This window comes from Cystobacter fuscus, assembly GCF_002305875.1.
Classification (GTDB): domain Bacteria; phylum Myxococcota; class Myxococcia; order Myxococcales; family Myxococcaceae; genus Cystobacter; species Cystobacter fuscus_A.
On the sequence record NZ_CP022098.1, the window covers coordinates 5,766,955 to 5,780,567 of the forward strand.

11 protein-coding genes are annotated in these 13,613 nt (G+C 66.9%); 4 read left to right on the forward strand and 7 right to left on the reverse strand.

What is annotated here, in order from left to right; all coding sequences use genetic code 11:
• Positions 1–7: 7 nt before the first annotated feature.
• Together CYFUS_RS23480 and CYFUS_RS23485 are read left to right on the forward strand one after the other, a co-directional pair.
• Positions 8–1,420, forward strand: a complete 1,413-nt coding sequence (locus CYFUS_RS23480; RefSeq protein WP_095987260.1) for a sigma-54-dependent transcriptional regulator — start codon at positions 8–10, stop codon at positions 1,418–1,420.
• Complete coding sequence (locus tag CYFUS_RS23485; protein ID WP_232537726.1) at positions 1,417–2,766, forward strand: sensor histidine kinase; 1,350 nt, start codon at positions 1,417–1,419, stop codon at positions 2,764–2,766. The genes CYFUS_RS23480 and CYFUS_RS23485 overlap by 4 nt, the downstream gene beginning before the upstream one ends.
• On the opposite strand, the gene CYFUS_RS23490 is transcribed toward CYFUS_RS23485, so the two are convergent.
• The 7 genes from CYFUS_RS23490 to CYFUS_RS23520 form a co-directional block, all read right to left on the reverse strand.
• On the reverse strand, positions 2,763–3,938 hold the full coding sequence (locus tag CYFUS_RS23490) for an aKG-HExxH-type peptide beta-hydroxylase (RefSeq protein ID WP_095987261.1): 1,176 nt from the start codon (positions 3,936–3,938) through the stop codon (positions 2,763–2,765). The two genes, CYFUS_RS23485 and CYFUS_RS23490, sit on opposite strands and share 4 nt — an antisense overlap.
• A gap of 15 nt (positions 3,939–3,953) precedes the next feature.
• Positions 3,954–5,114: an aKG-HExxH-type peptide beta-hydroxylase gene (locus CYFUS_RS23495; RefSeq protein WP_095987262.1), complete on the reverse strand. Its 1,161-nt coding sequence runs from the start codon at positions 5,112–5,114 to the stop codon at positions 3,954–3,956.
• A gap of 42 nt (positions 5,115–5,156) precedes the next feature.
• Positions 5,157–7,304, reverse strand: coding sequence for a peptidase domain-containing ABC transporter (locus tag CYFUS_RS23500; RefSeq protein ID WP_095987263.1), 2,148 nt, complete (start codon positions 7,302–7,304; stop codon positions 5,157–5,159).
• A gap of 44 nt (positions 7,305–7,348) precedes the next feature.
• A complete protein-coding gene (locus CYFUS_RS23505) occupies positions 7,349–7,843 on the reverse strand; it encodes a hypothetical protein (RefSeq protein ID WP_095987264.1) in 495 nt (164 codons plus the stop codon).
• Between the two features lie 39 nt (positions 7,844–7,882).
• On the reverse strand, positions 7,883–9,040 hold the full coding sequence (locus tag CYFUS_RS23510; RefSeq protein ID WP_095987265.1) for an aKG-HExxH-type peptide beta-hydroxylase: 1,158 nt from the start codon (positions 9,038–9,040) through the stop codon (positions 7,883–7,885).
• 27 nt (positions 9,041–9,067) lie between these two features.
• Positions 9,068–10,312 carry a radical SAM protein gene (locus CYFUS_RS23515; protein WP_095987266.1) on the reverse strand — a complete coding sequence of 415 codons (1,245 nt, stop codon included), beginning with the start codon at positions 10,310–10,312 and terminating at the stop codon, positions 9,068–9,070.
• Between the two features lie 259 nt (positions 10,313–10,571).
• The gene (locus tag CYFUS_RS23520) at positions 10,572–10,754 is read right to left on the reverse strand and encodes a hypothetical protein (RefSeq protein ID WP_095987267.1); all 183 of its coding nucleotides are present in this window, start codon (positions 10,752–10,754) and stop codon (positions 10,572–10,574) included.
• A gap of 173 nt (positions 10,755–10,927) precedes the next feature.
• Here CYFUS_RS23520 and CYFUS_RS23525 point away from each other — a divergent pair, with 173 nt between their 5' ends.
• Both CYFUS_RS23525 and CYFUS_RS23530 read left to right on the forward strand, forming a co-directional pair.
• A complete protein-coding gene (locus tag CYFUS_RS23525) occupies positions 10,928–13,312 on the forward strand; it encodes an ABC transporter permease (RefSeq protein WP_095987268.1) in 2,385 nt (794 codons plus the stop codon).
• Positions 13,313–13,357: 45 nt separating this feature from the next.
• Positions 13,358–13,597 (forward strand): Lrp/AsnC family transcriptional regulator, encoded by a 240-nt coding sequence (locus CYFUS_RS23530; RefSeq protein ID WP_095987269.1) that lies wholly within the window; start codon positions 13,358–13,360, stop codon positions 13,595–13,597.
• Positions 13,598–13,613 lie beyond the last annotated feature (16 nt).

The window sequence follows — 13,613 nt, forward strand, 5'->3', positions numbered from 1 at the left end:
AGCCGCCGTGTCCGAGTCCGCATCCGCCACCCCCGCCGGTGCGCCGCAGCCGCGCATCCTCATCGCCGACGACCAGGCCGACGTCCTGGAGGCGTTGCGCTTCCTGCTCAAGCGCGACGGGTACGTCATCCACTCCGCTCAGTCCCCGGCCGGCGTCCTGGCCACGCTGGAGTCCGAGGACGTGGATGTGCTGTTGATGGATCTCAACTACGCGCGGGACACCACCTCCGGGCGAGAGGGGTTGGAGCTGCTCGCGCGCGTGCGCCAGCTCGACTCCTTGTTGCCGGTGGTGGTGATGACGGCGTGGGGCAGCGTGGAGGGGGCGGTGGAGGCCATGCGTGGCGGAGCGCGCGACTACGTGCAGAAGCCGTGGGACAACACGCGGCTGCTGGCCACGCTGCGCACCCAGCTCGAGCTGAGCCGGGCGCTGCGCCGTTCCCGCAGGCTGGAGGAGGAGAACACCCACCTGCGCAAGGGCGGGGAGCGCCCGGCCTTCGTCGGCGAGTCCCGGGCGATGCAGCCCATTCGCCGCATGGTGGAGCGCGTGGCGCCCTCGGGGGCCAACGTCCTCATCACCGGAGAGCACGGCACGGGCAAGGAGGTGGTGGCGCGGTGGATCCACACGGCCTCGGGTCACCCCGAGCGGCCCTTCGTCGCCGTCAACTCGGGAGGACTGTCCGAGGGCCTCTTCGAGAGCGAGTTGTTCGGCCACGTGAAGGGGGCTTTCACCGACGCGAAGACGGATCGCATCGGCAGCTTCGAGCTGGCCGACGGGGGGACGCTCTTCCTGGACGAGATTGGCAACATGCCGCTCACGCAGCAGGCCAAGCTCCTGCGCGTGCTCCAGACGGGCGAACTGCACCCGGTGGGCTCCTCCAAGGTACGCCGGGTGTCGGTGCGCGTCGTCTCCGCGACGAACGTGGACCTGTCCAGGGCGGTGGCCGAGGGCTGTTTCCGCGAGGACCTGCTCTACCGGCTCAACACGGTGGAGGTGCACCTGCCGCCGTTGAGGGAGCGTCGCGAGGACATCGCCCCGCTGGCCGCGCATTTCCTCGGCGTGCATGGGCAGCGCTACGGGCGCACCGGCTTGAAGCTGTCGCCCTCCGCGCTGGACGCGCTGATGGCCTACCCGTGGCCCGGCAACGTGCGCGAGCTGGAGCACGCGGTGGAGCGCGCGCTGCTCATGGCCAGCGGGGACGAGGTGATGGCGGAGGACCTCCTCCTGCGGCGCGGTGGAGGGGGCCGCGAGGGTCAGGCCCGGCTGGAAGAGATGACGCTGGAGGAGGTGGAGCGCTACCTCATCGAGCGCTCCCTCGGCCGCCACGAGGGCAATGTCAGTGAGGCGGCGAAGGCGCTCGGCCTGTCGCGCAGCGCGCTCTACCGTCGCATGCAGTACTACGGCATCAAGGGCGCCCGGTGAGTCGGCGCAAGCCGCTCGCGCACGATGTCCACATCTTCCTGCTGGCGCTGCTGGCGGGGCTGCCGGGCTCCGTCACCGCGCTCGTGCTCCTTTGGGGAGGGGACGCGAGCGCGAAGGTGTGCTGGTCCTTCACCGTGCTGGTGTTGGGCGTGTACCTGGGCGCGGCCTTCGCCGTGCGCGAGCGCGCCACCCGGCCGCTGCAGACGGTGGCCAACCTGCTCGCGGCCCTGCGCGAGGGGGACTATTCGGTGCGTGGGCGCGGTGCGCGGGGGGGAGATTCCCTGGGCGAGGTGCACCTGGAGACCAACGCCCTGGCCGAGACGCTGCGCGAGCAGCGGCTGGGGGCGATGGAGGCGGACGTGCTCCTCTCCCAGGTGATGCAGGAGATCGACGTCGCGGTGCTGACCTTCGACGCGGAGGGGACGCTGAAGCTCGTCAACCGTGCCGGAGAGCGGCTGCTCGGATTGCCTCGCGCGTGGCTGATGAACCAGAAGGCGGAGGAGCTCGGGCTGGCGGAGTTGCTGGAGGGCGTCGTGCCGCGGCGGCTCACGCGCACCTTCGCGGTGGAGGGCGGTCCGTACGAGTTGCGGCGGGGGACGTTCCGGCAGGGCGGGTTGCCCCACCAACTGGTGGTGATCGCGGACCTGCGGCTGGCGCTGCGCGAGGAGGAGCGCGAGGCGTGGCGACGGATGGTGCGGGTGCTGAGCCATGAGATCAACAACTCGCTGGCGCCCATCCACTCCATCTCGGACTCGCTGAAGGCCACGCTGGCGCAGAGCCCTCGCCCGGCGGATTGGGAGGAGGACGCGCGGATGGGTCTGGGCATCATCGCGCGTCGCAGCGAGGCGCTGGGGCGCTTCATGTCCGCCTATGCCCGGCTGGCGCGCCTGCCCCCTCCGAAGCTCTCGCCGCTGGAGGTGGACCCGTGGGTACGGCGTGTGGTGGCGCTGGAGACGCGGCTGCCGGTGGAGGTTCGCCCGGGGCCCTCGCTCACGGTGAGCGCGGACGGAGATCAGTTGGAGCAGCTGCTCATCAACCTGGTGCGCAACGCGGTGGACGCGGCGCGCGAGCGCCAGGGCAGGGTGTGGGTGTCGTGGACGGCTCCCTCGGCGGACGCGGTGGAGGTCTGGGTGGAGGACGAGGGCCCGGGCCTGGCGGACACGGCCAACCTCTTCGTGCCCTTCTTCACGACGAAGCCGGAGGGCAGTGGCATCGGCCTGGCGCTCAGCCGGCAGATCGCCGAGGCACATGGGGGCAGCCTGCGCCTGGAGAACCGGATGGAGGGCCCGGGGTGCCGTGCGCGGCTGCGGCTGCCGTTGAACGCGGCCGCGCTCCGCTTCCTCTAGGCCGAAGGCAGGACATCCGCGGCGACGAGCTTCGCTCGAAGCGGCAGGTAGATGTCCTTGCCCGCTCCTTCGAGATGTTCGTCGTGGAGCACCTGGAGTTCTCGATCCATGCCGACGACGAACGCCCTGTTCTCGGCTTGATGGCGAGCCATCTCGGCTGGCTCGAAGACACCCTTGACGGAGTCCAACGCCTGCAGCGCGAGCAGGATGTTCCCGAACGCGTGGAAGCCGAGCAGGATCTTGTCGAGCGGCCTCTCGGTCTTCATCAGGACCGAATAGGCTTTCGGTGCATTCACCTTCTCCACGCGGGTATTCCACTGGAGCAGGTGGAAATACTGGTGCGAGCACTCGTGGATGAGCATGACGATGGTCGTGAGCGGGCTGGTCACGGGGACATGGACGTGACCCGGCCAGGACGAGAAGGACTGGCTGTGCGTGCCCCTCGTGCACTCCTCCAGTGGGGCGACTTCGCGCAGCAGACCCGCGATCCAGACGAAGTACTCTGGCAGGCGCTCTTCCAACAGCGCCATCGTGGCCTCGAAGCGGCCCTTGCTTCCGGGCTCGGCGGAGCGGATCCCTCGCCTGGCCTCCGGGTGCCAATACCTCAACCACTCGTCATTGGTGAGCACGGCGGAGCCCGAGCTTCCCACGCGCAGCGCGGCTTGCTCGTTCTCCACCCACACCGCTGAGATTCCCCCCGTGTCGAGCTTGTTGAGGCGAAGCACGGTGTCCCCGGCCCCATTTCGGATCGTCAGCACGGTGTGGTCGCCCGTGACGATGAAGCGATCTCCGTGCACGAAATGGCCGGCGACAGCCAGGGGATGGGAGGCGACGATGTCCACCTCGAGGGACGGCACCAGCCCGTTCAAGAAGGCGGCGAGCTGGAACTGCCCGGAGATCCACGACCAGTTGTCCTTCGTCACGTTCCGCGTCAGGCCCAGGGCCGCGGCGCCCATTTCGGGCATCCATCCGCGGACCGACAGGCGCTGCGGCGTGATCGCGTCACGCGGGATGGGAATCCTGGGGACGCCCAGCTCGTCGGCGAAGCCATTGGCCTTGTCGAGCAGTGCCCGGAAGGTCCTGCAGCTGAGATTCTCCGCGAGGGGCAGGAAGTTCCCCTGATAGGGATTCGAGAACTTGGAGAAGAGCATCGTGGGCTCCTTGGCTGCCATGGTCGTCGGCCTCCTCTACACGGACGGCAGGAAACCCGCCGCGACGAGCCTCTTGCGAAGGGGCAGGTAGATGTCCTTGCCCACCTCCTTCAGATATGTCTCGAAGAGCGGTTGCAGCTCCTGGTCCAGCCCGACGGTGAGCGCCAGGTGCTTTCGCAGTTGCTTCTCCATGTCGCTCTCGTCGAAGCGGTACTTCGAGGATTGGAGCGTACGAAGCGCGAGGAGCACGTTGCCGAAGGCATGGAAGCCAAGAAGGATCTTCTCGAGCGGTCTCTTCGTATTCTTGAGGACGGAATAGGTTTCCGGCGCATCCGCCCGCACCATCTGGCTGTGCCAGAGGAGCAGGTTGAAGTACTGGTGGGAGCACTCGTGGACGAGGACGATCACGTTGCTGATGGGGGACGAGAACGAGACCGAGGCCTGCACATGGCCAGGGTAGAGCGCGAACGAGCCGCTGTCCGTGCCCGCATCGCGTCCGCGAAGCAGCGCCAGCTCCTTCAGCAACATCGTCACCCAGACGAAGTACTCGGGGATGGACTCTTCCAGGAGGGACAGCGCGCTCTCGTAATGCTCCTTGTCCCGCAGCGGCGCCTCCGACAAGGGCCGCCGCTCATCCTGCGGGTACCAGTGCGCCATCCATTCGTCCCCGCCCAGCACCGCGACCGCCGCGCTCCCCAATCGAACCACGTCCTGGCGATCCTTGATCCACACCGGTGCCATGCCAGGCAGCTCGAGCTTCCGCAGCTCGAGCACCGTCGTTCCACCGCCGTTCTTGACCGTGAGCCCCTGCTTGTCTCCCCGGAAGAGCAGCTTGTCCTCCCGGACGAAATGGCCGGCGACCGAGAACGGGGTCGGGCCCGTCACCTCGAGCTGGAGCTCTGGCAGCAATTCGTTCAAGAAGGCGGCCAGCATCAGCTGCCCGGAGAGCCATGACCAGTTCTCCCGGGTCACCCCGCGAGCGAGCCCCATGGCGACGACGCCGAGCTCGGGCGTCCACGAGCGGGCCGACAGCCGCTTGGGGGAGATGGCCTCGTCGCTGATGGGCAGCTTCGGGTAGCCGAGCTGCTCCGCCTGGGCATTCGTCTTCGCGAGCACGCTGCGCAGGCTCCGGCAAACGAGGTTCTCCGCGAGGCGCACAAAGTCACCCTCATAAGGGGTCGAGAACGCGGACAGCATGTCGTCTCCTCTTCTCAATGGGTGGCCATGACGGGGTTGTCGTCAGGCGGTCACAACATCAAGCGCGCGGGGCGCCATCTCGGTCAACTGGCCATTGCGCAAGAGCAGCACCCGGTCGGCGCGCTCGATGGTCGCCGAACGATGGGCGATGATGATCTTGGTGGCGTCCAGGTTCTGGAGATGATCGAGGATCTGCCGTTCGCTCTGGGCGTCGATGTTGGCGGTCCCTTCGTCGAGCATCAGGATCCGGGGCTTGCGGTACAACGCGCGGGCGAGGAGGACCTTCTGCTTCTGGCCTTCGGACAGGGGGGAGCTCAGCTGGCCCACCCGCGTGTTGTAGGCCATGGGCATGCGTTCGATGTCCTGGCGAACGCACGCCAGCTCCGCACACGCGGCAACCCTCTCGATGTCGATTTCCGGGTCGAGCAGCGCGATGTTCTCCGCGAGCGTGCCGTTGAAGAGCTGGTCGTCCTGCGTCACCACTCCGATCTGGGAGCGGAGCATCGCGAGTGACATCTCCTGGAGGTTCTTCGAGTCGTACTGGATCCGCCCGTCCGTGGGCCGGTAGAGACCCAGCAGCAACTTGAGCAAGGTCGTCTTGCCCGCGCCGTTCTCCCCGATGATGGCGACGAACTCACCCGGGGCGATCCGCAGGTTCACCTTGTCGAGGATCACCGCGTCCATGGGACTGTACCGGAACGACAAGGACTCGACGGCGAGCTCGCCGCTCAGCGCCCACTCGACCGGGCGGCGAACGGGCGTGGCGGTCGAGGAGGCCAGGGCGGGGGTGAGCACCTCGGGCGACTCCGGCTCCGCGAGGATGAGATCCTCCAGCCGCTCGAGGCGGACGCCGAGGATCCGGAACTCGAAGAAGCGCTCGACCAGCAGCGTCGCCCGGGTGAGGAAGTGCGAGTTGTAGAAGATCGCGGCCAGCAATGTTCCTATCGTCATGAGCCCGCCGGCCACCTGGTTGCCCGCGAGCAGGACGAAGAGCGCCACGTTCAAGCCAACGAGCATGAACTTGAGGCTCCGATAGGCGATCTCGAATTTGCCAGACCGCTTCTGCTCGTGGATCAACCGGCCGTAATTGTGGAGCCAGGACTGGTAGCGCCTTCCCTCGATTCCGTTCACCTTCGTGGTGAAGATCGTGGACAGGGTCTCGATCAGGATGCCGTTCTCTTCGCCCTTGGCGAACACCAGGGCCTGCTCACGGCTCCGAGCACCCTGATAACCGAAGCTCTTGAGCACGAAGTACGCGGCGGCGGTGAGCAGCGACACCGCTCCGAGCGCCGACGAGAACCGGAACACCATGGTGATGGACAAGAGGGTCATCAGGCCGTCGATCAGCCCCAACGGCAAGGTGCCGAGCATGAATCGCTCGATCTCGTCCGTTACCCTGTATCGCTCGATCAGGTGGCCGATGGGCCGCTTCTCGAAGAAGGCCAACGGCAGCCGGATCGCCTGTCGGAACACCCGCTGCATCATCTCCTGGTTCAACGTGGTGCCGGCGCGGAGGGCCGCGTAATCGCGGATGAAGTTGGTCGCGCCGTGAAGGAGCGCGGCGAGCATCAGCAGGCCGGCGGCGCGAAGGATGAACCCCTCATCCTTGTTGGCGATGCCGTTGTCGACGATCGTCCGCATGATGATCGGCTGCGTCAGGAGCAGCAGCTCGAGCAGCGCGGACAGGAGCAAGATCTGGATGAGGTTCGTCTTCCATTGCCCGAGCGAGCCGAGCACATCGAAGAGCGTGAGCTTCTTGCCCCGGGCCACCTTGGAGAAGTCATCGGCCGGCTCGAGCTCGAGCACGATTCCGGTGAAGTGGTTGGAAATCTCGTCGCGCCGGAGGACCTTGGTGCCTTTGGCCGGATCGTGGATGGTGAACGTGTTGCGTCGCACCTGCTTCAAGACGACCAGGTGCTCGAGATCCCAATGCAGCATCGCGGGCGTTTTCACCGCCGGGAGCTGATCGAGGTCACAGCGCATCACCCGCGACTTGAAGCCGAGCTGCCTGGCCGCATCGATGATGCCACGCATGGACAGCCCCTTGAGCGACACGGGGAAGAGCTTGCGCAGGTCGTCGATGCTGGTCTCCTGGCCGTGATACCACGCGATCATGGTCAGGCAGGCCAGGCCGCATTCGGAGCCCTCTGCCTGGAAGACCATCGGGAGCTGTCGACGCCTGTTCCACATGGATTCACTTCTCCGTCCAGCGCCGCGGTCCGCGGCGCCGGAAATCACTGATGCCACTCGAGGACGGCCCGCGGTGGCAGGACGAGCGCCGCCTCCGCTGTCCGTGGCAGATGGATTTCGGAATCGGCCGTAACACCCACGATCCTACCTTCGACCTGGGTGCAACCAGGCCCCAGGGCGCACGCACCACGTGATTTTCCGCTCACCCGCAGGGGATACGAGCGCTGGCCCCCCTCGAGCTCGAGGCGAACCTCGTCCCCGGGCCCGATGCCCTCCAGCAACTCCTGACGAGCCGCGACCGAGACCACCACGGTTCCGGCGCCCTGCTGCTGGCTCAGCCGCGCCGACACCCGCGGCTGATAGGTCGAGGTGAGAAATGCGTAATACAGGAGGAGCAGCGCGGCCGTGGGAACCAGCAGCCAGACGCTCGAGAGCGGCTTGCCGTTGACGGGAATCCCATAGAAGCGGGTCTTCTGGTACTTGAACACCTCCGCTCGGAAGAGCGCCCGCTCCTCTCCGATGCGCGACGATTTGACCATGTGCGTCAGTCCGGGTGTGACAGTCGCGAGAAAGGGGGTCTACGCGGGAGGCAAGAGGTTGGCGTCGACGAGCCTCTTGCGCAGCGGGTAGTAGATTTCCTTTCCCATCTCCTCGAGGTGTTCGGCACCGTGCTGGCGAAGGGGTTCATCCAGCGCGACGGCCCAGGACTCATGGGTTCGTAGCTGCTTTTCGAGCTCCTCGCGATCGACGCGCCCCGCGAACGACTGGAGCGGCATGAGCCCCAGAAGGACGTTGCCGACCGCATGGAAGCCCACGAGGACGCGATCCAACGGCCGCTTCGTCTTCTTCAGGATCGAATAACCCGCTGGGGCGGAAGGCTTCGCCAGGCGCCCGTGCCAGAAGAGCAGGTTCAAGAACTGGTGGGAGCACTCGTGGATGAGCATGATCAGCGCGGTCAGCACCGTCGCGGCCGAGCCATGCACGTGGCCTGGATACAATCCGAAGGATTGGTTCTGCGTCCCATGCTCGTGGGCCTCGATGAGGACGAGCTCCCGCAGCACCGTGGTGACCCAGAGGAAGTACTCCGGGATGCACTCCTCCATGATCGCCATCGCCGACTCGAGCCGCGCCGTGTCGCCCCGGCTGTCGGCGGAAAGGACACCGCGGTGTCCCTCCGGAAGCCAGTAGCTCATCCACTCGTCGTTGCCGAGCAGCGCAACGGCCGCGTTCCCGAGCCGCACGGAGTTCCCCTGGCTCTTCAGCCAGGCCGGCGCCATTCCGGGCACCTGCAGCTTCTCCAAGGCCAGCACCGTCTGGCCCGCGCCGTTCTTGACGAGGAGCTGCTGGCTGTCGCCCCGGAAGAGCAGCCGCTCATCCCGCAGGAAGTGCCCGGCGACCGTGACCGGGTGTGGCCCCGTGAACTCCAGCTCGAGCGACGGAATCAACTGGCTCAGGAACGCGGCCAGCATGAGCTGACCCGAGATCCAGGACCAGCTGTCCTTCGTCACCCCGCGACCGATCCCCATGGAGGCGGCGCCGATCTCCGGCATCCACCCTCCCACCGACAAGCGTCGGGGTGTGATCGCGTCATTGCCGAGGTCCACCCGCGCGGCGCCAAGCTGCTCCGCGTGCGAGTTGGCATGTGCCACCAGGCCTCGGAACATCCGGCAGCTGAGGTTCTCCGCCAGGGGGAGGAACGCGCCTTCGTGCGGATTCGAGAACACAGAAAACACCATGGGGTCCACCCTCGCGTTGCTTCCGGGCTACTTCATCAAGGCCTGGTACGTGTCCTTGGCGGTGGACGTCGTCGGTTGTGACAGCCGCCCGGCGAGATCCTCGACCGAGACCCGCGTCTTCTTCACCAGGAATCCCGCCACCTCCTCGTGAATCATCTTGATGGTGTCGCAGAGGACGGACTTCTTCGCGAACCCTTCCGCCTTCGAGTAGCGGTTGAACAGCTCGCCCGAACGGCACGAGCGGAACCATTCGCACCCCTGGCACTCGGCTGGAACCTGATCGATGGCATCGTTGAGCATCTGCCAGGTCGGACTCTCGAGCAGGTCGCGCAAGGACTTGCCGAAGATCTTGACGCCGGTGTTCGCGAACCGCTCGTCCAGCCCCAGCATGTTGTCATCGACGAGGATATCCCCTTCGCTGGAGATCGTCGCGATGTGGTGGCGGCGCGACTTGCGCTGGTCGTTGAACTCGGCGCCTTGCGTGGACCTGAGCGCCAGGAGGACATCGGAGATGCTTCTGACGAAGTGGAACTGCGGGTAGATCAGCTGATCCAGCGTGTAGCGCACGAGCTTGCGGTGGGACTCGACCTCCTGGTTCCACTTCACCGCGTCCGGGTTGTCCCACCCGCCTCGCGGGAAGTTGAGGTTCGGGTTGCGGATTCCGAGCTCGCGGACGAAGTGCTCGAGCAGCTTGTCGCTCTCGTTGGACGGATGGACCACGCAGATGGCGCCCACGTTGTTCAGGCGCCCCTGGCTGGCCGCGGCCTGCAGGGCACGCAGCCCGCGCACGGTCGCCTCGTAGCTGCCGCGGCCCGCGTGATCAGGCCTCCGGCGGTCGTGGATTTCCCGGGACCCATCGATGCTGACCCCGACCTTGAACTTGTGCTTCTCGAAGAGGGAGATCCATTCCTCGTCGATCAGGACACCGTTGGTCTGGATGGCGAAGGCGACCTTGACCTTGCCCTCGAGGGTGTTGCGGATCGTCGTGCAAAGGCTGTCGAAGATGGACTTCTTCAAGAGCAACGGCTCGCCACCGTGGAAGACGACGTGCAGCTGCCCGAGCTTGAGGTCATTGACGGAGCGCACGAGGAACCCGGGCAGCTCATCCATGACTTCCTGGGTGATGAATGCCTTGTTCTTGTATCCGCTGAACTCCTGCATGTAGTAGTAGCAGTAATCGCAGGCGAGATTGCATCGTTCCGCCACCTTGAGAACGATGTCGAAGCTGAGGGCTTCGTTTGAAGTCGTGGTGGGGACGGGGGTCGCGGACATGGGTCGGGTTCCTCGAGTTCGATTCGAGTTCAGCGAAGTGGTGGGCCACTGCTCCAAGGGAGCAGCGTGAGGCGGGCCCCCTTCGTCTCGGCTGTCACCCGGTCAAAAGACACCCCAGTTCGGATTCGAGCTGAGGTGCTGGGATTACAGACTCGAGCTGCAGCCCCGAGGGTGTTGGGAGTCGGTTTCGGCGGACCTCAGTCCTGAATGGTTGATTTCCAAGCGAGGAGAGGACGGGGGCATTTGTCGAAACAGTCTCTTAGCTGCTCGAGTGGTTGTTCTGGTGGTAGCTCGAGTGGTTCGCGCCGGCCGCGATGATGTCCAGGTACTCGTCGAGGCTGTCGCCCAGACGCTCATCGAGGGCCGCGTCGAGCGCGCCCTGATCCTTCTCCTCGCTCTTGACAAGCTTCGCCGAGAGCTTCTGCAGAATGCTGTCGCTCATTGTTTCCTCCTATGTGGCCCAATGTAAGGTGTTCCCATGGCGCGAACCCCCCACCTTGGGTAAAATAACGCTCGCATCGTGCTTGCCCGTTTGTCAACAAAGTTTGGTGGTTGTCAGTAAGGTGTCTACTACTGTTGCTCCAGCCCGCCCATGCCCGGGAGGTCGCAGTCCCAATGGAGTCGCTCCTCAGAGATGTCCGGTTCGCCTGGCGGGGCCTGCGCCGTACCCCGGGCTTCACCTTCGCCGTGGTGCTCACGCTTGGTCTGGCGTTGGGCATCAACATGGTGATCTTCAGCCTGGTGCACGCGTTGGTGCTGCGCCCGTTGCCCTTTTCCAGGAGTGGGGAGCTGGTGCGGCTGTATTGCACCCAGCCCACGGAGGGGGGCGTGAGTCCCTCGGAGCCAGAGGTGGCCGCGTGGGCGGAGGAGACAGGCGCCTTCAGTGGAGTGGTGGGCTTTCATTATACTTCCGTCAACCGCACGGGAGGGGAGCTGCCCGAGCGGCTCCTGGCGGCGCGCGTCACCCCCAACCTCCTCTCCACGGTGGGCGTGGGGCCCGCGGCGGGCCGCCCGTTCGAGCCCGCGGACGCCAGGCCCGGCGCGGCGCCCTCGGCGCTCGTCTCCCACTCGCTGGCGACGCGGCTGTTCTCCACCGCGCAGGCGGCGGTCGGCCAGACGCTCTGGCTGGATGGCAGCGCGGTGCGCGTCATGGGCGTATTGCCCCCGGGCTTCGTGTTGGGTGATTCCGGCCGCGAGGTCGATGTCTGGCTGCCGCTCGAGCTGCGCAAGACCCCGGAGGCCCAGGGCGATCACCATCTCACGGTGCTCGCCCGGCTGAAGCCCGGCGTGTCATTGGAGGCCGCGCGCGCCGCGGCCGCCCGCCGCAGTGCCCTGCTGCATGAAGGTGTGGGCACGAGCACCGAGCCGCCACATGGCGTGCAGGCCCAGTCGTGGCAGGAGAACGTCACCGGGCCCGTGCGCTCGGTGGTGTTCGCCCTTTGGGGCGCGGCCGCCTTCGTCCTGCTCATCGCTTGCGCCAACGTGGGCAACCTCCTGTTGGCGCGCGCCATCCACCGTCGGCGCGAGGGGGCCATCCGCGTCGCGCTCGGGGCGAGCCTGGGGCGTCGCGTGTGGGAGGCGCTCGCCGAGAGCGTGCTGTTGTCCATGCTGGGCGGCACGGTGGGGTTGTTCCTCGCCCTCTGGGGGACCGACCTCGCGTCCGCGCTGCTTCCGTCGACGCTGCGCGGCCTTTCCTCGCCCGGGCTGCACCTGCCGGTGCTGCTCTTCGCGGTGGGGATGTGTCTGGGGGTTGGAATGGTCCTCGGGTTGGTGCCCGCGATCGACTCCGCCCGCGTCTCGCTCCTGCCGCTGCTGGGTGGGGGGCACGGCAGCACGGGTGCTCATCACCCGCTGCGCGCGGGTCTGGTGGTGGTGCAGCTCGTGCTGGCCTTCGTGCTGCTCACGGGGGTGGGTCTGCTCGTGCGCACGCTCGCGCAGCTCTCCTCGCTGGACCTGGGCTTCCGGCCGGAAGGCGTGGTGACCGCGGCGGTGCAGTTGCCGGACCAGCGCTACCCGGACGAGGCCGCGCGCATCCGAGCCGCCGTCCAGCTCGAGGCGGCGCTGTCCGCGCTTCCTGGCGTCCAGGCCGTGGGGCTCCTGCGGGAGGTTCCCCTGGGAGGCTCCACCTCGTCGTCGGGCATCATGATGGAGGGCACGGACGATACGGTGCGTCGGCACGCCGAGCACCGCGTGGCCAGCGCTGGCGCCCTCAAGGCCCTGGGGGTGCCACTGAAGCGCGGCCGCCTCTTCGCCGAGACAGACGCTCCGGGTGCGCCCCCGGTGGCGCTGGTCAACGAGTCCTTCGTTCGTACCTTCCTCGGAGGCCGGGACGCCCTGGACACCCGCTTCACCTTCGATGGGAACACGTGGTGGACGGTGGTGGGCGTGGTGGGAGACATCCGCCACCGCGAGCTGACGGAGCCCCCGGCTCCGGCCTTCTATGTGCCGGTGGCCCAGACGGGGCCCACCCAACTGCACCTCCTCATACGGGGCGCGCCCCTTCCCACGCTCGCGCAGGTCCGCGAGGTGGTGCGCGGCGTGGACCCCGAGTTGCCGGTGCCCACGCTGGAGCAGCTTGGCGCGTTGGTGGTGCGTGGCCAGCGGCGCTACCAGATGACGCTCGATCTGCTCTCCGCGCTTTCAGGGCTCGCGCTGTTCCTGGCGGCCCTGGGCATCTGGGGCGTGGTGTCCTACGGCGTCTCCCAGCGCACGCGCGAGCTGTCCATCCGTCGTGCCCTGGGGGCGAGCGAGGGTCATCTGGTGTGGCTGGTCGTGGGCGCCGCCGCGCGGCTGATTGGGATCGCGCTCCTGGTGGGCCTTCCGGCGGCGGTGGGGCTCGGGCAGATGATGCGCGGCCTCCTTTACGGTGTCACTCCTGCGGACGTCCCCACTCTATTGGGCGTGGCGGCGCTGCTGGGCACGGTGGGGCTGTTCTCCGCGTGGTTGCCAGCGCGGCGCGCGGCGAAGGTGGAGCTGGGGCTTGCCCTGCGGGCGGAATAGGTCCTGGACGAGCAGGACCAACGCGGCGTGATAGGGTGGGAGGCCGTGCACACCATCTTCGTCATGATCAAGTGTGAGCTGGGGCAGACGTACAAGACGGCGGCGATGATCGCCGACCAGGTCGACGAGGCAGCGGAGGTGTACTCCACCTCGGGAGGGTACGATCTGCTGGCCAAGTTCCACCTCGACAAGGCCCAGGACGTCGGTCGCTTCGTCACCGAGCGGATCCAGACGATGCCCGGCATCAAGGACACCTACACCATCACCACCTTCAGCGCCTTCTAGCAGCGCCTGCCAGCGG